The sequence below is a fragment of the Amycolatopsis sp. NPDC114504 genome, from assembly GCF_055633595.1.
Genome location: NZ_JBVKDU010000001.1, coordinates 2,043,551 through 2,063,295, shown reverse-complemented (window position 1 = coordinate 2,063,295; position 19,745 = coordinate 2,043,551). Strand labels below are relative to the sequence as shown.

Genomic DNA, 19,745 nt, shown 5'->3' with positions numbered 1-19,745 from the left:
GGACACCGCGCCCCCGACCATGACATCAGCCAAGATCGTGGTGGCTGGCGGTTTCGGAGCGGGGAAGACGACCTTCGTCGGGTCGGTTTCGGAGATCGTGCCGCTCACCACCGAGGCGATGATGACCGACGCGAGCGTCGGCGTCGACAACCTCGACCACACGCCGGGCAAGTCGACGACCACCGTGGCGATGGACTTCGGCCGGGTGTCGCTGGACGCGGACTTGATCCTCTACCTGTTCGGCACGCCCGGGCAGCAGCGGTTCTGGTTCATGTGGGACGACCTGGTCCGCGGCGCGATCGGCGCGGTCGTGCTGGCGGACACCCGCCGGCTGGCCGACTCGTTCGCCCCGATCGACTTCTTCGAAGACCGCGGCCTGCCGTACATCGTGGGCGTCAACACGTTCGACGGCGTGCTCGAGCACGACATCAACGACGTGCGCGAGGCGCTGTCGATCGACCCGAACATCCCGATCGTCCGCTGCGACGCCCGGGACCGCGAGTCGACGAAGCAAACGCTGATCACGCTGGTCGAGTACGCGATGCGCCAGTGGATCGCACTGCGGGCGGCCAAGAGCCGCTGACGCCGCGGGAGCGGACGGTGCCGGAAAGGCACCAGCCGCCCCCAAGGCGGGCACCACACCGGTCGATCGCGCGCGGGGAAGCGCGGGATCGACCGGCCCCGGTCATGCGCGCGCCCGAACCTTCAGTACTCGTCGTGGCGGCGCCACCACGAGCTCGGCGCGTCGTCGCCGTGGCTGTCCTCTTCCCAGGCCTCCTGGCGCCCCAGCGGCGTGACGTCGAGGTAGCGGTGGGAGGCCAGGAACATCTCGCCGCCCCGGCCCGTGGTGAAGTACGTCCGGTACACCTCGTCGCCGTCGCGCAGGAACACGCTCACGCCGAACCCCATGCCGACGCCGCAGTCCTCGGTGAACCCGGTTCCGTGCGCCGACACCCACGGCACGTCCCAGCCCATCCGCGCCTTGTACCGCTCGATCTCCGCCAGGGTCGCCGGCGCGACGACCTTGAGCGTGACGTCGCGGGCGTGCAGGTGCGCCAGGTGCGGCATGTTGTCGACGAGCAGGGAGCAGCCGGGGCAGCCCGCCTCCTCGCCCGGGTGCAGCATGAAGTGGTAGACGATCAGCTGACGGCGGTCTTCGAACAGGTCGAGCAGGCTGACGGGCCCGGCCGCGCTTTCGAACGGGTACTTCGCGTCGAAGCGGACCATCGGCAGCCGCCGGCGCTCGGCGGCGAGGCGGTCGGCCGCCTTCATGTGCTCTTTCTCCTTGACCAGCAGCGCGTCGCGCGCGGCCTGCCATTCTTCCGGCGAGACGATCTGGGGCGTGGTGGCGGTCATCGGTCGTCCTTTCCTCGGATGAAGCCGGTCAGGTCGTCGAAACTGGAGGTCCAGCCCTCGTGGTGGCCGTCGCGCTCGGCGGCCGTCGGGAAGCCGGTCTGGGTGAAGGTCATCTCGGTCTTGCCGTCGAGGTCGGCGAAGCCGATCGTCACGAGCGTCTCCTGCCCCTGGGCTTCCCAGGCGAAGGTGAAGACGAGTCGGTCGGGGACGCTGACCTCGCGGTAGACGCCGTGCATCCAGTGGTCCTCGCCTTCGGGGGAGCGGATGCAGGACCGCCAGCGGCCGCCGGAGCGCGGGTCGAGGGTGACGGCGGAGCAGGTGAAGCCGTGCGGACCGAACCAGCTCGCCAGGTGGTCCGGGTGCGTCCAGGCGGCGAACACGAGTTCGCGCGGGGCCGCGAAGACGCGGGTGATCTCCAGGTCAGGCATCGCCGGTCAGGCTCCTCAGGTGCTCCTCGAGGCGGTCGAACCCGCCGTCCCAGAACTGCCGGTAGGTCGCGACCCAGTCGGCGACGTCCTCCAGGGGTTTCGCCTCCAGCCGGCAGGGCCGCCACTGGCGGGTGCGGCCGCGGGTGATCAACCCGGCCTGTTCCAGCACCTTCAGGTGCCGCGAGACCGCGGGGAGGCTCATCGTGAACGGCTCGGCGAGCTCGTTCACGGTCGCTTCGCCGGCCGACAGGCGGGCGAGGATGGCGCGGCGGGTCGGGTCGGCGAGCGCCGAGAAGGTCCGGCTCAACTGGTCAGTCGTCATTTCAGCACCTTGTTAATTAACGGACACGTTAAACATAGCGCCGAGCTGGCCGGTGTCAACCTTCTCCTAGGGGGCGCTGAGAGCCGGGTCACGAGACCTCGGGTTTCCAATAGTAGGAAGTCCAAGTATTTTGTAGGGATGAGCAGTGAGCTGTACCGCCCCGCGCACCCCGTCCGGTTCGTCACGGCGTCGAGCCTCTTCGACGGCCACGACGCGTCGATCAACATCATGCGGCGGATCCTGCAGTCGCAGGGCGCGGAGGTCGTCCACCTCGGCCACAACCGGTCGGTCGACGAGGTCGCCACCGCGGCCATCGCCGAGGACGTCCAGGGTGTCGCCATCTCTGCTTACCAGGGCGGGCACGTCGAGTACTTCTCCTACCTGGTCGAGCTGCTGCGCGAGCGCGGCGCCGGCCACATCAAGGTCTTCGGCGGCGGGGGCGGGGTGATCGTGCGCGAGGAGATCGACCTGCTGCACTCGCGCGGCGTCGCCCGCATCTTCTCGCCCGAGGACGGCTACGAGATGGGCCTGCCGGGCATGATCAACCTGATGATCAAGGCCTGCGACGTCGACCTCGCGGCCGAGGCCCCGGCGCTGGACAAGGTGCTTTCCGGCGACGTCGCCGCGCTCTCACGCATCATCACGCAGCTTCAGGCAGAGCAGCTGCCCGCCGATCTGCTGACCGGCATCACCGAGGCCGCGGGCAAGCGCGAGGTACCGGTGCTCGGCATCACCGGCACCGGCGGCTCGGGCAAGTCGTCGCTCACCGACGAGCTGATCCGCCGCTTCCGCCTCGACCAGGAGGACAAGCTGCGGATCGCGGTGCTCGCCGTTGACCCGTCGCGGCGCAAGGGCGGCGGCGCGCTGCTCGGCGACCGCATCCGGATGAACTGCCTCGACGGCTCCCCGGTGTACTTCCGCTCGCTCGCGACGCGCACGACGTCGGGCGAGATCCCGGCCGGGCTGAGCGAGGCCATCCAGGCGTGCAAGGCCGCCGGGTACGACCTGGTGATCGTCGAGACGCCCGGCATCGGCCAGGGCGACGCCGGCATCGTCGACTTCGTGGACGAGTCGCTGTACGTGATGACGCCGGAGTTCGGCGCCGCGTCGCAGCTGGAGAAGATCGACATGCTCGACTTCGCCGACGTCGTCGCGATCAACAAGTTCGAGCGCCGCGGCGCCGAGGACGCCCGCCGCGACGTCGCGCGCCAGCTGGTGCGCAACCGCGAGGCGTTTTCGCAAGGCCCGGAAGACATGCCGGTGTACGGCACGAGCGCGGCGAAGTTCAACGACGACGGCGTCACCGCGCTCTACCAGCACCTGCGCGGCCTGCTCGCCGAGCGCGGCCTGACCGTCTCGGCCGGCACGCTGCCGCAGGTCGAGGGCAAGGTCTCGACCGACGCTTCGACGGTCATCCCGGGCAACCGGGCCCGCTACCTGGCCGAGATCTCCGAGACCGTGCGCGGCTACCACGCGAAGACCGAGGCCCAGGTCGCCGCGATCCGCAAGCACGAGGCACTGGCGCTGGCCAAGGCGGAACTGTCCAAGGTGGACGCGGCGACCGACGCGCTGGACGGGCTGCTCGCCACCGCCGAGTCCGATGTGGACGGCGAGTCGACAAAGCTCCTCGCGCGGTTCCGCGAGCTGGCCGAGGAGTACCGCCAGGACGAGCTGGTGGTCAAGATCCGCGACAAGGAGCTGCGCACGCAGCTGTGGCGCGACACGCTGTCCGGCAACCGGATCCCACGCGTCGCCCTGCCGCGCTACGCCGAGTCCGGTGAGCTGCTGTCGTTCCTGCGCCGCGAACACCTGCCCGGATACTTCCCTTACACCGCGGGCGTTTTCCCGTTCAAGCGGGACGGTGAGGACCCGGCCCGGATGTTCGCCGGCGAGGGCGACGCGTTCCGCACCAACCGCCGGTTCAAGATGCTGTCGGCCGACTCCGAGGCCAAGCGCCTCTCGACCGCGTTCGACTCGGTGACGCTGTACGGCCACGACCCGCACACCCGCCCGGACATCTACGGCAAGGTCGGCACGTCCGGCGTGTCCATCGCGACGCTCGAGGACATGAAGGTCCTCTACGGCGGCTTCGACCTGACCGCGCCGAACACGTCGGTGTCGATGACGATCAACGGCCCGGCGCCGACGATCCTGGCCTACTTCCTCAACACCGCGATCGACCAGCGCGTCGAGGCGTTCAAGGCCGAGCACGGCCGCGACCCGTCCGAGGACGAGGCCGCCGAGCTGCGCGAGTGGGCGCTGAAGAACGTGCGCGGCACTGTGCAGGCCGACATCCTCAAGGAGGACCAGGGCCAGAACACCTGCATCTTCTCCACCGAGTTCAGCCTCCGGATGATGGCCGACATCCAGGAGTGGTTCATCGAGCACGGCGTCCGCAACTTCTACTCGGTGTCGATCTCCGGCTACCACATCGCCGAGGCCGGGGCGAACCCCATCTCGCAGCTGGCCTTCACGCTGTCGAACGGCTTCACCTACGTCGAGTCGTACCTGGCGCGCGGCATGGACATCGACGACTTCGCGCCGAACCTGTCGTTCTTCTTCTCCAACGGCATGGACGCCGAGTACTCGGTGCTCGGCCGGGTGGCGCGGCGGATCTGGGCCGTGGCGATGCGCGAGCGCTACGGCGCGAACGAGCGGTCGCAGAAGCTCAAGTACCACGTGCAGACGTCCGGGCGCTCCCTGCACGCGCAGGAGATGAGCTTCAACGACATCCGCACGACGCTGCAGGCGCTCTGCGCGCTGTACGACAACGCGAACTCCTTGCACACCAACGCGTTCGACGAGGCGGTCACGACGCCGTCGGAGTCGTCGGTGCGGCGCGCGATGGCCATCCAGATGATCATCAACAAGGAGTGGGGCCTGTCGAAGAACGAGAACCCGCTGCAGGGCTCGTTCGTCATCGACGAGCTGACCGAGCTGGTCGAAGAGGCCGTGCTGCTCGAGTTCGACCGGATCTCCGAGCGCGGCGGCGTGCTCGGCGCGATGGAGACGGGGTACCAGCGCGGCAAGATCCAGGACGAGTCGATCCTGTACGAGCGCAAGAAGCACGACGGCTCGCTGCCGATCATCGGCGTCAACACCTTCCGCAACCCGCGCGAGGGCGAGGACGACATCGAGGTCGAGCTGGCGCGCGCGACGGAGGACGAGAAGAAGTCGCAGCTGGACCGGCTCGCGGACTTCCAGCACCGCCACCACGAGGAGGCCCAGCAGGCGCTGAAGGCGCTGCGCGAGGCGGCCACCCGCGGCGGCAACCTGTTCGGGGTGCTGATGGACGCCGCGCGGGTGTGCTCGCTGGGTCAGATCACGGAGGCGTTCTTCGAGGTCGGCGGGCAGTACCGCCGCAACGTCTAGAGCCGCACCCGCAGGTAGGCCCGGTCGTCGAAGGAGTTCGCGGCCGGGCGCAGGCCCTTCGTCTCCGGCGGGTCCTCGATCATCAGCGGGTCACGTGCCAGCCGCCCGGCCAGTAGCCGTTCGGCCTCGGCCAGCGTCGTCGCGGGTGACGGGTAGCCGTCGGTGGTGATGACGACCTCCCGCACGCCGTCGGGCACCGGTATCACCTCGACGAACAGGTCCGGGACGACCTGGCCGTCGATGGCCGCGCAGCCGTAGCGCGGGTCCGGTCGGTTGCGGAGCCCGACCAGCGCGCGCAGCAGTTCCCGCACCGCCGCGCGACCCGGGTCGCCGGCCAGCAGCTCCGCTTCCGGGACGCCGTCCGCGAGGTACCGGCGCAGCACGAGGGCGCGGGCTTCGGCCACGACCCGCTCGCCGGACGGGCGCGGCGGCACCGGCGTCCCGTCGAGGAGGACGCGGCCTTCGCCCACCCGCCAGATTTCGCGGCGCGGCCGGTGCAGGACGCAGAACGACACCGCCGAGCCCGCGCCCGGCGCGGTGTCGCCCAGCAGCTCGCGGACCAACGCCGTCGCGCTGTCGGTGGCTTCGCGCGCCGAGCACCCGGCCGCGGTGGCGGCCAGGTGCCCGGCGACGGCTTCGGCGAGTTCGGCCCCGTCCGGGCCGGTGTCCCACGGCTTCTTCGTCGCGCCGTCGGCGACGCCGAACACGTGCGCACCCAGGACCAGCCGGTCGGCGCACGGCTCGGCGGCGGTGCGCGGGACCAGCGACGTCTCGACGATCACCCGGCCGAACGTACGGCCTTCAGCTGCCAGACGGGGACCAGGACCCGGCCGTCCGCGTCGGTGTCCAGCGCGTCCAGGCCGGTGGCGTCGGCGTCCAGCACCTCCCGGAGGCTCTGCCGCAGCTCCTCCGGGGTCATCGACGTCGTGTAGACGGCCGGCTCGAGCCGCTCGATCGTCCAGTCCTTCCCGACCGTCTCGCGCAGGTTGGCCTCGCTGATCAGGTACGGCGCCGGGAACGCGTCCGGCACCTGCGGCGAGAAGGCGAACAGGTGCAGCCGCGCGCCCGGCCGGGTCGCGCGGGTCAGGGCGGCGAGGTACGCGTGCCGCTCGTCCTCGCTCAGGCAGTGGTAGAGCGCGCTGTCGAGGACCGTGTCGAAGCGTTCTTCGTAGCCTTCGAGCTTCGTCGCGTCGGCCACCGCGAAGGTGACGTCCGGCGTGCGGGTGCGAGCCCGCTCGACGGCCGACGGCGCGCCGTCCAGCCCGGTGACCGACAGGCCGCGTGAGGCGAGGAACGCCGAGTTGTCGCCGAGGCCGCAGCCGATGTCGAGCACCTCGCCGGTGAACGCGCCGGCGTCGGCCAGCGCGACGACCGCGGGCTGCGGCGCGCCGATGTCCCACGGCATCTTCCGACCCATCGGCGTGCTGCCCCGGTAAAGCTCTTCGAAGTCGATGTCCTGCACGTCCATGACTACCCCCTTATTCAACGTATGATGAGATCACTCCATCATGCACGCACCGCCGGTGTGGTGGTAGTGGTTGGGTATGAAATTCGGGATCTCGACGTTCGTGACCGACGAGGGCATCCGGCCGGACGTGCTGGGTGCGGCCCTGGAGGAACGCGGCTTCGACTCGTTGTTCCTGGCCGAGCACTCGCACATCCCCGTCAGCCGCGAGACCCCGTACCCGGGCGGGGGCGACCTGCCGGAGAAGTACAAGCGCACGCTCGACCCGTTCGTGGCGCTCACCGCCGCGGCCACCGCGACGTCGGAGCTGCTGCTCGGCACCGGCATCGCGCTGCTGATCCAGCGCGACCTGATCCACACCGCCAAGGAGGTCGCGTCGCTCGACCTGGTCTCCGACGGGCGCGCGCTGTTCGGCGTCGGCGTCGGCTGGAACCGCGAGGAGATGCGCAACCACGGCACGGACCCGAAGACCCGCGGCGCTCTGATCGACGAGCAGCTGGCCGCGCTCAAAGAGATCTGGACGAAGGACGAGGCCGAGTTCCACGGCGAGCACGTCGACTTCGGCCCGATCTACGCCTGGCCGAAGCCGGTGCGCAAGCCGCACCCGCCGATCTACATCGGCGGCGAGAGCGAAGCGGCGCTGAAGCGTCTCGTCCGCTACGGCGACGGCTGGCTGCTACGCGGTCACACGCACTTCGACGAGGCGAAGCGCGTCCGTGGCTGGCTCGCCGACCAGGGACGTGCGGACATCGAGTTCGCCGTGTTCGGCGGTGACACGAAGGGCAAGGTGATCGACGGCTTCCGCGAGGCGGGCGTCGAGCGCTACACGTTCCTGCTGGAGACGCTGCCCGAGGCCGAGACGCTCAAGGCCCTGGACGAGCTGGCGGAGGTCGTCGCCGCCCACCGCTGACGGGCCACGGGCCCAGTCCGGGCCGGTCGCCGCTCAGTTCGGTGCCGGCGGCCCGCCCGGACAGCCAGGCCGCGAGGTCGCGCACGGACCCGGCGACCTCGGTCTCGCCCGAGCCCCAGCGGTGCTCGCCGGCGCGGACCGTCACGCCGGCCGGCAGCCGGTCCTGGAGGAAGCCCACGGCGTGGCCGCAGAAGTCGCCGGGCCAGTCGGTGATGGCGATGCCGACGTCGAGGTCGACGGCGTGGATCCAGACCTCGCGCCAGCGGGCGAAGACCGTGCTGGACAGCTTGCCGTCGCGGTAGTCGACGTGCTGGTCCCAGTCCGTCACGCGGGCCCACGCGTCTTCGAGCCGGACGGAGTGCCGCAGCAGGTCCCGCCGGTGCTCCTCGGCGCTCCGGCCCGCGGTCGCCTCGATGATGGCGTCGCGGTCGTGCGTCTTCGGGTCGTAGAGCGGGATCAGCACGCCGCGCAGGGCGTTCTCGACCAGGTCGGCGAGCGCGCGCCCGGCGTCGGTGACGTGGGCCAGCACGTGCCCGCGCGTCCAGCCGGGCAGTGGCGACGGTTCGCGCACCTGCTCGTCGGTCAGCGGTTCGAGCGCGCGGTGCAGCCTGCTGTGTGCCTCGGCGACCGCCGCCGCCGGGATCACTTGTCCAGCAGCAGGTGCACCGACAGCTCGAGGCGGTTGGCGACGTCGGCCGCCGACGCGCGGCGGGTCACCCAGGCCACCAGGTTCGCCATCCAGACGTCCGCGACGACGTGGAAGATGTCGCGGTCGGCCTCGGTCGGGTCGGAGATGCCCATCGCCTGGGCGAACATGTTCTCCATCAGCCGCCCGACCTGCTCGACCTCGGCCGCGGCGGAGGTGTCGGCGAACATGAACGCGCGGACCATCGCCTCGGTCAGGTGGGGGTCGCGCTGCATCAGGCGGGTGTTGCGGCCGAGCACGAACATCAGCCGCTCGGCGGGCGTGTCGCCGGGGATGGCCTGGCGTTCCAGCTTCTCCTGCGCGCGCTCGAACTCGCGCGCGAGACCGGAGACGAGCAGGTGGATCTTGGACGGGAAGTACCGGTACAGCGTGCCGAGCGCGACGTCGGCCTTCTCGGCGACGGCGCGCATCTGCACGGCGTCGTAGCCGCCTTTCGAGGCCAGCGCGAGGGTGGCGTCGATGATCCGGCGGCGGCGGTCGCGCTGGGCGGCCGAGCCGAGCTCGTCGGCGCCGATCGCGCTCAGGCCGTTTCCGCGTGCCTTCGCCGGCGCTTTGGCTTTGCCGGGCATCGGCATTCCCCCGTCCTTCGGAACTTGTTCCAGTTCACGACGTAGAGTACCTGTCCTGGCGAAACGTTCAACAATTGACCCACTGGCCGAAAAACTGTAACACGTTCTACACTTGCGAGTAGTGTTGCCGATCCGGCCGAAAGCAGGCGGAGACGGTTCCGGAGCCATCCCGCTCACGGGCACCCGTTCCGCCGTGACTGCCGGCCGGGTCGGCAATAGCCGACACAGTCCCATGCCGCGAGGAGGGCCCATGCCGGTCGCGCTCACCGAGGAACAGGCCGCGCTGGCCGAGGCGATCCACGCCTGGTCCGCCGCGCACCACCCGCGCGAGGCGGTGCGCGCGGCGGAAACCGGTGCGAGCGCCGGGGTGCCGGCGGGGTTCGCCGACCTGGGCCTGTTCGGCGTCGCCCTGCCCGCGGCGGCCGGCGGGGCCGACGGCAGCCTCGCCGACCTCGCCGCCGGGCTGGCCGCGGCGGCCGAAGAACTCGTTCCCGGGCCCGTCCTGAGCACCACGCTCGGCGGGCTACTCCTGGCGGAGGTGCCGGAGGCGAAAGAGCTGCTCCAAGCCGTCGCCGAAGGGGAAGCCACGGTCGCGGTGCTGCTGGACGAGCTGGTCGACGGCGTCTCCGGGCCGGTGCCCGGCGTGGACTCCGGGACCTGGCTGGTGGTCCCGGTCGAGGGTGGTCACGTGCTGCTCGCGCCCGGGACACCCGGGCTGACCGTGGAGCCGCTGACGCCGTTCGACTTCTCGCTCCCGCTGGCGCGCGTCCGGTTCTCCGGCAGCGCCGACGTCCTGACCCTGCCACCGGTCGCCCCGCTGGCGGCGACCCTGGCTTCGGCCGAGGCGGCGGGGGTGGCGCGGCGGTGCCTGACCATCGCGGTCGAGTACGCCAAGGTTCGCGAACAGTTCGGCAAGCCCATCGGCGGGTTCCAGGCGATCAAGCACCTGTGCGCCGAAATGCTGTGCCGCGCCGAAGCGGCCGAAGCGCTGGCCTGGGACGCGGCTTCCGGGCAGCACCCGCTTTCGGTGGCGAGCGCGGCCGTCGTCGCTCTCGACGCCGCCGTCGCCAACGCGAAGGACTGCGTCCAGGTGCTCGGCGGGATCGGGTTCACCTGGGAGCACGACGCGCACCTCTACCTGCGGCGGGCCGTGGCGTTGCGGCAGTGGCTCGGCGGCTCCGGGCCGTGGCGGCGTGAGGCGGCTTCGCTGGCTCTCGCCGGGACCGAGCGGACGCTGGGCGTCGACGTCGGGGACGATCCGGCCTTGCGCGAGGAGGTCGCGCGGATCGCCACGCTTTCTGGCTCCGAGCAGCGAGTCGCCCTGGCGGACGCGGGATTGCTGGCGCCGCACTGGCCGGTGCCGTTCGGGCGGGGCGCGGACGCCGCCGGGCAGCTGCGGATCGACGGCGCGCTGGCCGCGGCCGGCGTCCGCCGTCCGGACCTGGTGATCGGCGCGTGGGCGGTGCCGACCATCCTCGAGCACGGCGACGACGAACAGCGGTCCCGGTTCGCGCGGCCGACGCTGCGCGGGGAAATCACGTGGTGCCAGCTGTTCAGCGAGCCGGGCGCGGGGTCCGACCTGGCCGCCTTGCGGACGGCCGCGCGGCGCGTCGACGGCGGCTGGCGGCTGGCCGGGCAGAAGGTGTGGACGTCGCTCGCCCGCGAAGCCGACTGGGGGATCTGCCTGGCGCGCACCGACCCGGACGTGCCCAAGCACAAGGGGATCACGTACTTCCTGGTCGACATGCGCGCCGAGGGCATCACGACGCGGCCGCTGCGGGAGATCACCGGCGAAGCCGTGTTCAACGAGGTGTTCCTCGACGACGTGTTCGTCCCGGACGCCGACGTCGTCGGCACCCCGGGCGGCGGCTGGCGGCTGGCGCGCACGACGTTGGCGAACGAGCGGGTCGCCCTCGGGAGCGGGTCGGCGGTGGGGGAGAGCGTGCAGTCCTTGGTGTCCACAGTGGACACTTCCGCGCTGGACGACGTCGCGCTGGACCGGCTCGGTTCGCTGGTGGCGTTCGGCGTCGCGGGTTCGGTATTGGACCTGCGGGCGGCGTTGCGGCGGCTGGAGGGACAGGACCCGGGCGCGGAGTCGAGCGTGCGGAAGCTGCTCGGGGTGGAGCACCGGCAGGACGTCGCGGAGTTCGCCCTGGAGCTGGCGGGCGCGGGTGCGCTGGAGGCGGGCAGCCCGGCGCAGCACGAGTTCCTGCTGACGCGCTGCTTGTCGATCGCGGGCGGCACCACGCAGGTGCTCCGGTCCCTGACGGCGGAACGCCTCCTGGGCCTCCCCCGCGGCTGATGCCCCTCCAATCACGCGTGATGCCTCTCTGATCACGCGTGATGCCTGTTCCGTCACGCGTGATGCCCGCTTCGGTCACGCGTGATGCCCGCTCAATCACGCGTGATGCCCGCTCGGTCACGCGGGATCCGGCTTCGGGCGCGGGGGTCCGGGGTGCCCGGGCGGTGCGAAAGGACCGTTCGCGACGCCCGGGCCGAAACTGTCGGGGGTGTGTTCTAGCGTTGCCGTCGTGGAGTTCAGCGCAGACACCCAGGCCACCTACCTTCCCGCGGATCCCCCGCGGGAGGGCGTGCTGGCCTTGTGGGGCGACGACGTGGCCGGCGGGACCACGATCGAGCTCGTGCTGCCCAGGGGCGGGAAGTTCGCGCGGACGAAGGTCGACGCGGAGCTCGTCCCGCTCGAACGCGCGCTGCCGCGCCTGCTCTCGACGGGGGAGGAGGCCAGCCCGGCCATCGCGGCGTGGTCGGCGGCCGTCAACGCGGGGGTGAACCTCGTCGCGCGGGGGCGGCTGCGGCCCGCCGTCTCGCCCGCGGGGGCGGCGGCCTGGCGGATCGGGCCGTTGGACGCGGCCGACGAAGAGCTGCTGCGCGGTCTGGCCGGTGCCCTGCCGCCGGAGGCGTACGCGCTGCCGTTGACCGGGCTGAAACGCATCCGCCTGCACTCGCCGGACTCCCTGGTCCGCGCGCTCTGGGACGCGACGGCCGACCTGCTGGCGCGCAGCCCGGCGGCGCCGGTGGGGGCCGGCGACCCGGCGTTCGCGGCGCGCGAACCGGCTCTGCTCGGCCCGGACGGCGCGGCCTGGCTGGCCGAGCTGGAGGCCCGCGAACCGCGCGGCGTCCAGGTGCTGCTGCGGGTCGAGGGCCGGGGTGAAGACACGTTCGCCGGGGTGCTGGCGGTGCGCAGCATGGCGGAGGCGAGCCTGGTGGTCGAGGCGTCGACGCTGTGGGACGCGCCGGACGCGGTGCTGAGCCGGCTCGGCGACCAGGTGGAGACGCAGCTGCTGCTCGGCCTCCGCCGCGGCGCGCGGGCGTGGCCGCCGCTGGGCCGGGTCTTGGAGCAGGCCACGCCGGCGGAACTGCCGTTGACGGACGACGACGTCGTCGACCTCCTCACCGACGGCAGCCGCGACCTCGGCGGCGCGGGCATCGAGGTGCTGTGGGAGAAGGGGCTGTTCGCCGGCGAGGTGAAGGCGAAGGCGAGCGCGACCCAGGCGCCGGCGAGCGTCACGGAGGCGGAGTTCGCGCTGAAGAGCCTCCTGGAGTTCCGCTGGCAGCTCAGCCTGGGCGGCGAGCAGCTGACGGAGGCGGAGGTCGCGGCCCTCGCGGAGGCGAAACGTCCGCTGGTCCGGTTGCGGGGGCAGTGGGTGCGGGTCGATCCGCAGCTGCTCGCGCGGGTCCGGAGCCGAACCCGCAAGCTGGACGCGGGCGAGGCCCTGGCGGCGGCACTGACGGGCGAGCTGGAACTGGACGGCGAACGCGTCGAGTTCGCGGCGCCCCCGGTACTGGGTGGGCTGGCTTCGCGCATCCGGGATCGTGAGGGCGTTTTGGTGGCGCCACCGCCGGGGTTGCAGGCGACGCTGCGGCCGTACCAGCAGGCGGGACTGGCATGGCTGGCGACGATGACCGGTCTCGGGTTGGGCGCTTGCCTGGCCGATGACATGGGGCTCGGCAAGACGATCCAGCTGATCGCCCTGCACCTGCATCGCCGAGACCTGGCAGCCTCAGCGCCCCTAGGCCTCGCCGGGGGCGATGTATCGGCGGATCAGGCAGCCGCGCTCCCCGTGGGAGAGGTGCTCGAGGCCGATGGCCGGTCTCGCGCGGCTGAGGTCGCCGCTGAGCCTGGCTCGACCGGCGGCCCCACCCTGGTCCTCTGTCCGACCTCGCTCCTCGGCAACTGGGAACGCGAGTTCGCCCGCTTCGCCCCGGACGTCCCGGTCCGCCGGTTCCACGGCGGCAGCCGGCACCTCGACGACCTCGCCCCCGACGAGGTCGTGCTCGCCACCTACGGTGTCCTCCGCCGGGACCGCGAAACACTGTCCGAAGTGGACTGGGGACTCATCGCCGCGGACGAGGCCCAGCACGTCAAGAACCCCCTGTCCGCCACGGCCAAGGAGCTCCGCAAGATCCCCGCCCGGGCCAAGGTCGCCCTCACCGGCACCCCGGTCGAAAACCGGCTCACCGAGCTCTGGTCCATTGTGGACTGGACCACGCCCGGTCTGCTCGGCCCGCTCGACCGCTTCCGCCGCACCGTGGCGCGCCCGATCGAACGTGATCGGGACAAGGCCGTCACCGAACGGCTGGCCGCCACCGTGCGGCCGTTCCTGCTGCGGCGGCGCAAGTCCGATCCGGACATCGCCCCGGAGCTGCCGCCCAAGACCGAAACCGATCGGTTCGTCCCGCTCACCGCCGAGCAGACCACGCTCTACGAAGCCGTCGTGCGGGAGAACCTGGCCGAGATTCGCGAGAAGAAAGGCATCGAGCGGCGCGGGCAGGTCTTGCGGCTGCTCACCGAGCTCAAGCAGATCTGCAACCACCCGGCCCAGTTCCTCAAAGAACCCCACAGCGCGCTCACCGGCCGGTCCGGGAAGCTCGCCGCGTTCGAAGAGCTGCTCGACGTCATTCTCGACGAGGGCGAGAGCGTGCTCGTCTTCAGCCAGTACGTCCAGCTCTGCCGGCTGCTCGAACGCCGGCTCACGGACCGGGGCCTGCCCAGTGAGCTGCTCTCGGGTGAAAGCTCGCCTGCGAAACGCCAGGATATGGTCGACCGATTCCAGGCCGGTGAGATCCCGGTGTTCCTGCTCTCGCTCAAGGCGGGCGGCGTCGGCCTCAACCTGACCCGCGCCACCCACGTGATCCACTACGACCGCTGGTGGAACCCGGCGGTCGAAGACCAGGCCACCGACCGCGCGTACCGGATCGGCCAGGACCGGCCGGTCCAGGTCCACCGGCTGATCACCGAGGGCACCCTCGAAGAGCGGATCGCGCAGGTGCTCGAAAAGAAGCGCGGGCTGGCCGAGTCGATCGTCGGTGCGGGGGAGGACTGGATCACCGAGCTCTCCGACGACGCGCTCGCCGACCTGGTCCGGCTCGGGAGCGGCTGATGCCCCCGAGGCGGAACTTCGGCCGGACGTGGTGGGGCCGCGCCTGGGTCGACGCGCTGGAGCAGCGCGCGAAGCTCGACCCCAACCGGCTGCCCCGCGGGCGGACCTACGCGCGCAAGGGCACGGTCAGGGAGCTGCACTTCGGTGCCGGGGCGATGACGGCGCGGGTGCGCGGCAGCCGGCCTGAGCCGTACCAGGTGACCATCACCATGCGCACCTTCACCGACGGCGAGTGGGACACGCTGCTCGGCGTGGTCGGCACCCGGCTCGGGCACGCGGCCGCGCTGCTCGACGGCGAGCTGCCGGGCGCGCTGGCCGAGCAGGCGCGCGAGGCGGGCGCCGACCTGCTGCCCGGCCCCGGCGACCTGCGGCCGCGGTGCTCGTGCCCGGACTCGGCGAACCCGTGCAAGCACGTCGCCGCGGTCTACTACCTGGTCGCCGACGAGGTGGACCGCGACCCGTTCACGCTGTTCCTGCTGCGCGGCCGCCCCCGGGCGGACGTCCTGGCCGAGCTGCGGTCCCGCCGCGCCCCGGCGCGCGGTGAGCGGCCGAAACTGCCGAAGCGCGTGGACGAGGGACTCACCCCGCGCGCCGCCTACGCCCGGCAGCCGGGCGCGATCCCCGACCTGCCCCCGCCACCACGGCTGCCCGGCCCACCGGCGGTCCTCGACCTCGACCCGCCCCCGAGCACCGGCTGGACGGCGGACGCGCTGTCCGGCTTGGCGGCGGACGCCGCCTCCCTGGCCCGCGACCTGCTGACGGCCGGAGCGACGGCGGGGGAGCTGACGTTCGAAGAGGATCTCGCGCGCCGGGCCGCGAGCCGGTCCGGCTCGGAGTTCACGGCGCTGGCGACCGCGGCCGAGGTACCGGTGCGGGACCTGGTCCTCTGGGCGGAGGCGTGGCGCGAAGCCGGTCGTGCCGGCCTGGCAGTCGTGCGCGAGACGTGGCAGCCGGGGCCGGGCCCACTGGCCGAAGCGCAGGTCGTGCTGGCCGACGCGGGCCTGCCGGGAATGCCCAAGGTGTGGCGCAACCGCCTGACACAGGGGGAGTTGCAGCTGCGCTACGGCCGCGACGCCCGCTGGTACCGGTTCATCCGCGCGGGAGCCGAGTGGCGCTTGGACGGCCCGCCCTCGGCGAGCCCCGTCGACCTCGCGTACTGACGGTGGCCGCCGCCGCTACCGGTTCTCGGCCTTCCAAGCGTTGTAGGTGAAGTCCAGGAACCGCGCCACACCCCGCACGACATGCGCGCTCCGCACGGAAGTGAACACGTCGAACGCGTGCTGCGCCCCGGCCAGCTCGGCGTAAGCCACCGGCTGCCGGGACTTCTCCCGCAGCCGCCGCACGAACTCGCGTGCCTCGCGCACCGGCACCAGCGAGTCGTCGCGCCCGTGGATCACGAAAAACGGTGGTGCGTCCGAAGAAATCCGGTCCAGCGGGGACGCCGCGATGTAGTCGTCGAGATGCTGCACCGGATCACGGTCCGCCGCGAACACCCGACGCGCGATCAAGCTCTCCAAGCGGTACTGACTGGCCCGCGACCCGGACGTCGCCGCGAAGTCGTACACGCCGTAGTGCGGCACGCACGCCTGGACGCTCGTGTCGACGTCCTCGAACTCCGGCTGCAACGCCGGGTCGTTCTGCGACAACGCCAGCAGCGCCGACAGGTGACCGCCCGCCGAACCGCCCGTCACCGCCACGAAATCCGGGTCGCCCCCGTACGAGGCGATCGAAGAGCGGATCCACGCCAGCGCCTGCTTCGCCGCCACGATGTGCGCGGGCCAGCGGTGGGTCGGCGAAAGCGGGTAGTTGATCGCCACGCACACCCAGCCGCGCCGCGCGAGGTAGCGCATCAGCGGCCGGCCCTGCTCCTCCTTGTTGCCGATCACCCACGCGCCGCCGTGGACCTGCAGCAGCACCGGCGCGCCGGTCACCGGCTCAGCGGGGCGGTACACGTCCAGCAGGAACCGCTTGCCGCCCGGGGCGTAGGCGATGTTGCGGTCGACGCGCACGTCCGGCGCACCCATCCGGAACGGCAGTGCCAGCTCGCCCCACGGCAGCCCCAGGTCGGAGCGGCCCAGCTCGGACGCGTAGTCCTCGCCCAGCGCGGATGTCAGCGCCTTCTCGATCTCCTCGCGGGCGCCGTGGCCCGTGCGGATCAGCGTGGCGAGCCCGGCGGCGGACGCGGCGGCCATCGCGAGCCCGGCCTGCGTCGACCGGTCGCGGACGCCGTGACGGGCCACGTGCAACGCAGTGTCCGCGGCCGTCAGTGCCAGGAACTGGGGCGCGAGCTCCCCGGTCAGCCACCCGGCGAAGAACGCCGGGATGGTCGTGGACCGGGCTCGCAACGGGCGGAGCGCGTTCGCGGTGAGGCCGAGCTGGACCGCGCGACGGATCAGGAAATTCGGCTGCACCAGCGTGATGATACCGGCGAGTAGTGTAGCGCGCCGCTCACCGGAAGTGGCTTACGCTGATCGGCATGCAGAGACTGAGCGGCCTCGACGCGAGCTTCCTCTACCTCGAGACGTCGTCGCAGGTCCTGCACGTCTGCGGGCTGATCACCCTCGACGGCTCGACCGTCCCCGGCGGCTACACCTTCGCGAAGCTCCAAGAAAAGCTCGACGAACGGGTCCGGCTGATTCCGGCGTTCCGCCGCAAACTGCACAATCCGTTCTGGAACATCGGACATCCCGTGTGGGTCGAGGACGAGGACTTCGACCTCGACCACCACGTGCACCGCATCGGCGTGCCGGCCCCCGGCGACCGCGCCGAGCTGGCCGAGCTGTGCGCGCACATCGCCGGGCAGCAGCTCGACCGCGCGCACCCGCTCTGGCAGCTCCACGTCATCGAAGGCCTGGCCGACGGCCAGATCGCCGTGCTGCTGAAGATGCACCACGCCAGCGTCGACGGCGTGAGCGGCGCCAGCCTGATCACCTACCTCGCCGGCCTCGAGCCGGACGCGCCGGCGCCGGCGATCGACGAACCGCGCAACCCCTCGATGCCCTCGCCGCTGAACCTGCTCCGCACCGGCGTCGAAAGCGTCGCGAAACGTCCCGCCGAGCTCGCGCGGCTGCTGCCGGACCTGCTGGAGCTCGGCACGCGCTGGTTCGGGAAAGCCCTGCGCGGCAAGGGGATGCCGATCCCGTTCACCGCGCCCCGGACGTCGCTGAACGGCACGATCACCGGTCACCGCAGCGTCGCGTTCGCCCAGCTCGACCTCGACGAGGTCAAGGAAGTCAAGAACGCCTTCGGGGTCACGGTCAACGACGTCGTGCTCGCGCTCGTCGCCGGGGCGCTGCGGGACTTCCTCGAAGCGCGCGGCGAACTGCCGGACGACCCGCTGGTCGCGACCGTCCCGGTCTCGGTGCACGACCGGACCGAGCGCGACCACGGCAGCAACAAGGTTTCCGCGTTCTTCGCCTCGCTGCCGACGCACCTGCCCGACCCGGCCGCGCGGGTGTTCTTCCTCGCCGAGGCCAACCGGCTGTCGAAGGACCACCACCACGACATGGACGCCGACATGCTGCAGGACTGGGCGCAGTTCTCGGCCGCGACGGCGTTCGGGCTCGCCGTGCGCGCGTACTCGGCGCTGCGCCTGGCCGAGAAGCACCCGGTGGTGCACAACCTGGTCGTCTCCAACGTGCCCGGCCCGCCGATGCCGCTGTACCTGCTCGGCGCGCGGATCACCGGCCTCTACCCGCTCGGCCCGGTCTTCCACGGCGCCGGGCTGAACGTCACGGTGCTGTCCAACGCCGGCAAGGTGCACGTCGGCCTGCTCGGCGCGAAGGAGCTGGTCAAGGACCTGTGGCCGCTGGCCGACGCGCTCCCGGAGGCGCTGTCCGACCTGCTCAAGGCCGCGGGCTGAGCACCACGACCGGGATCTCCCGGTCGGTCCAGGCCTGGTACTTCGCGAAGTCGGCGTAGAGCTCCACCAGCCGCGGCCAGAGGTCGGCGCGCTCCGCAGGGTCGGCCACCCGCGCGGTCACCGGGACATCCCGCCGGCCCTTGAGATGGATGCGCGTCTCGGGGTGCGCCAGCAGGTTGCGGTACCACTGCGGGTGCTTCGGCAGCCCGCCCTGGGAGCCGACGATGACGACGTCCGCTCCGGAGCTCAGGTAGAGCAGCGGCGTGGTGAACAGCCGGCCGGACTTGCGCCCGCGGTGCTCCAACAGCAGCGTCGGCACCGGCTTGCGGAAGCCCGTCCCGACCCGCCACGTGCCGCCGACGCGGCCGCCGGTCAGCTTGAAGACCGCCACCTGGGCCTTCGCCCCGTACTTCATGACCTTCGCCGTCACCGGCGAGTCCAGGCCGCCGGGCTTCTCGTCGGGCAGGCTGAAACGTCCCATCGTGAGTTCCTTCCTCAAAGGGAGTGGACCGCGGCGAGCAGGGCGGGCACCCAGCGGTCGGCGGCGAGCACGCAGGCGGCGTGCCCGGCCGCGACCTCGTAGGTCGCCGCACCGGGGATGCGGTGGGCGAGGGACCGCTGGTGGTCGGGGGCGATGAACCGGTCGCGGGTGGTCACGACGACGGCCGCGGGCAGCCGCAGGGAAGGGAGCCAGCGCGTCGAGTCGAACCGGCCGATCTCGTCGACGGCGACCGCGACCTCCCACGGCGTGGTCGACCGGAACTCCCGCAGACCCCACCGGTAGTCGTCGACGCGCTCGCGCGGGACGGCGGCGGGCACGGCGGGCAGCTTCACGCGCTCGCGCAGCTGCCGCAGCGTCCGGCCGAACACGTCGAGCGCGACGCTCTGGCGCAGCCCCCGCCGGAAGTTGCTCGCGGTCGAGCACAGCACCAGTCCGGTAACACGTTCTGGTTCGGCGCGAGCGACGAGCTGGGCCACCATCCCGCCCATCGAGTACCCGGCGAGCGCGAACCGTTCGAGGCCGAGCGCGTCCGCCACGGCGGTGACGTCCCCGGCGCAGTCGGCGAGCCGGAACTCCGGCGAGCGGATGCCCCGGCCGTGCCACCGCTGGTCGAACACGACGACGCGGTGGTCGCGCGCCAGCCGGTCGAGGGCCGGATACCAGGTCAGCAAGCCCGTGCAGGCCACCGAATGCAGCAGGACGAGGGCGGGCACGTCCCGCGGTCCCACGTCGGTGACCACGGTCCGTCCGCGCCCGGGCAGGTCGAGGGGGACGGGGTCGGGCACCGCGGCAGTCGGCGGCACGGTGATCCGCCGGCGGCGCGCGCCACCGCGTTCGGTCACCGCCACTCG

At 71.9% G+C, this 19,745-nt stretch carries 17 protein-coding genes; 7 read left to right on the top strand and 10 right to left on the bottom strand.

What is annotated here, in order from left to right; all coding sequences use genetic code 11:
* Positions 1 to 19 precede the first annotated feature (19 nt).
* Positions 20 to 583 carry a GTP-binding protein gene (locus ACZ7PG_RS09595; protein ID WP_155542172.1) on the top strand — a complete coding sequence of 188 codons (564 nt, stop codon included), beginning with the start codon at positions 20 to 22 and terminating at the stop codon, positions 581 to 583.
* 122 nt (positions 584 to 705) lie between these two features.
* On the opposite strand, the gene ACZ7PG_RS09590 is transcribed toward ACZ7PG_RS09595, so the two are convergent.
* From ACZ7PG_RS09590 to ACZ7PG_RS09580, 3 genes are read right to left on the bottom strand one after another with little or no spacing between them, the layout of a single operon-like run.
* Positions 706 to 1,356 carry a DUF899 domain-containing protein gene (locus tag ACZ7PG_RS09590; RefSeq protein ID WP_470238627.1) on the bottom strand — a complete coding sequence of 217 codons (651 nt, stop codon included), beginning with the start codon at positions 1,354 to 1,356 and terminating at the stop codon, positions 706 to 708.
* A complete protein-coding gene (locus ACZ7PG_RS09585) occupies positions 1,353 to 1,784 on the bottom strand; it encodes an SRPBCC family protein (protein ID WP_470238626.1) in 432 nt (143 codons plus the stop codon). Before ACZ7PG_RS09585 ends, ACZ7PG_RS09590 begins: the two co-directional genes overlap by 4 nt.
* Entirely contained in the window at positions 1,777 to 2,106 is a 330-nt protein-coding gene (locus ACZ7PG_RS09580) for an ArsR/SmtB family transcription factor (RefSeq protein WP_470238625.1), read from the bottom strand. The genes ACZ7PG_RS09585 and ACZ7PG_RS09580 overlap by 8 nt, the downstream gene beginning before the upstream one ends.
* Before the next feature lie 138 nt (positions 2,107 to 2,244).
* Between ACZ7PG_RS09580 and icmF the strand changes: the two genes are divergently transcribed.
* Positions 2,245 to 5,478, top strand: coding sequence for a fused isobutyryl-CoA mutase/GTPase IcmF (gene icmF, locus ACZ7PG_RS09575; RefSeq protein ID WP_470238624.1), 3,234 nt, complete (start codon positions 2,245 to 2,247; stop codon positions 5,476 to 5,478).
* On the opposite strand, the gene ACZ7PG_RS09570 is transcribed toward icmF, so the two are convergent.
* Together ACZ7PG_RS09570 and ACZ7PG_RS09565 are read right to left on the bottom strand one after the other, a co-directional pair.
* Positions 5,475 to 6,260 (bottom strand): hypothetical protein, encoded by a 786-nt coding sequence (locus ACZ7PG_RS09570; protein ID WP_470238623.1) that lies wholly within the window; start codon positions 6,258 to 6,260, stop codon positions 5,475 to 5,477. The genes icmF and ACZ7PG_RS09570 overlap by 4 nt on opposite strands.
* Positions 6,257 to 6,946, bottom strand: a complete 690-nt coding sequence (locus tag ACZ7PG_RS09565; protein ID WP_470238622.1) for a class I SAM-dependent methyltransferase — start codon at positions 6,944 to 6,946, stop codon at positions 6,257 to 6,259. The genes ACZ7PG_RS09570 and ACZ7PG_RS09565 overlap by 4 nt, the downstream gene beginning before the upstream one ends.
* Positions 6,947 to 7,022: 76 nt before the next feature.
* Between ACZ7PG_RS09565 and ACZ7PG_RS09560 the strand changes: the two genes are divergently transcribed.
* Complete coding sequence (locus tag ACZ7PG_RS09560; RefSeq protein ID WP_470238621.1) at positions 7,023 to 7,853, top strand: LLM class F420-dependent oxidoreductase; 831 nt, start codon at positions 7,023 to 7,025, stop codon at positions 7,851 to 7,853.
* On the opposite strand, the gene ACZ7PG_RS09555 is transcribed toward ACZ7PG_RS09560, so the two are convergent.
* A complete protein-coding gene (locus ACZ7PG_RS09555; protein WP_470238620.1) occupies positions 7,807 to 8,499 on the bottom strand; it encodes a maleylpyruvate isomerase family mycothiol-dependent enzyme in 693 nt (230 codons plus the stop codon). The genes ACZ7PG_RS09560 and ACZ7PG_RS09555 overlap by 47 nt on opposite strands.
* Complete coding sequence (kstR, locus tag ACZ7PG_RS09550; RefSeq protein WP_470238619.1) at positions 8,496 to 9,134, bottom strand: cholesterol catabolism transcriptional regulator KstR; 639 nt, start codon at positions 9,132 to 9,134, stop codon at positions 8,496 to 8,498. Before kstR ends, ACZ7PG_RS09555 begins: the two co-directional genes overlap by 4 nt.
* Positions 9,135 to 9,378: 244 nt before the next feature.
* On the opposite strand from kstR, the gene ACZ7PG_RS09545 reads away from it, so the two are divergent.
* The 3 genes from ACZ7PG_RS09545 (at position 9,379) to ACZ7PG_RS09535 (ending at position 15,690) form a co-directional block, all read left to right on the top strand.
* On the top strand, positions 9,379 to 11,430 hold the full coding sequence (locus ACZ7PG_RS09545) for an acyl-CoA dehydrogenase family protein (RefSeq protein WP_470238618.1): 2,052 nt from the start codon (positions 9,379 to 9,381) through the stop codon (positions 11,428 to 11,430).
* 229 nt (positions 11,431 to 11,659) lie between these two features.
* The gene (locus ACZ7PG_RS09540) at positions 11,660 to 14,530 is read left to right on the top strand and encodes a DEAD/DEAH box helicase (RefSeq protein ID WP_470238617.1); all 2,871 of its coding nucleotides are present in this window, start codon (positions 11,660 to 11,662) and stop codon (positions 14,528 to 14,530) included.
* A complete protein-coding gene (locus ACZ7PG_RS09535) occupies positions 14,530 to 15,690 on the top strand; it encodes an SWIM zinc finger family protein (protein ID WP_470238616.1) in 1,161 nt (386 codons plus the stop codon). Before ACZ7PG_RS09540 ends, ACZ7PG_RS09535 begins: the two co-directional genes overlap by 1 nt.
* A gap of 15 nt (positions 15,691 to 15,705) precedes the next feature.
* Here ACZ7PG_RS09535 and ACZ7PG_RS09530 read toward each other — a convergent pair whose 3' ends face one another.
* Complete coding sequence (locus tag ACZ7PG_RS09530) at positions 15,706 to 16,941, bottom strand: alpha/beta hydrolase (RefSeq protein WP_470238615.1); 1,236 nt, start codon at positions 16,939 to 16,941, stop codon at positions 15,706 to 15,708.
* A gap of 65 nt (positions 16,942 to 17,006) precedes the next feature.
* On the opposite strand from ACZ7PG_RS09530, the gene ACZ7PG_RS09525 reads away from it, so the two are divergent.
* On the top strand, positions 17,007 to 18,392 hold the full coding sequence (locus tag ACZ7PG_RS09525) for a WS/DGAT/MGAT family O-acyltransferase (protein ID WP_470238614.1): 1,386 nt from the start codon (positions 17,007 to 17,009) through the stop codon (positions 18,390 to 18,392).
* Here ACZ7PG_RS09525 and ACZ7PG_RS09520 read toward each other — a convergent pair.
* Both ACZ7PG_RS09520 and ACZ7PG_RS09515 read right to left on the bottom strand, forming a co-directional pair.
* A complete protein-coding gene (locus ACZ7PG_RS09520; protein WP_470238613.1) occupies positions 18,376 to 18,873 on the bottom strand; it encodes a nitroreductase family deazaflavin-dependent oxidoreductase in 498 nt (165 codons plus the stop codon). The genes ACZ7PG_RS09525 and ACZ7PG_RS09520 overlap by 17 nt on opposite strands.
* 14 nt (positions 18,874 to 18,887) lie before the next feature.
* The gene (locus tag ACZ7PG_RS09515; protein ID WP_470238612.1) at positions 18,888 to 19,736 is read right to left on the bottom strand and encodes an alpha/beta fold hydrolase; all 849 of its coding nucleotides are present in this window, start codon (positions 19,734 to 19,736) and stop codon (positions 18,888 to 18,890) included.
* Between the last annotated feature and the right edge of the window lie 9 nt (positions 19,737 to 19,745).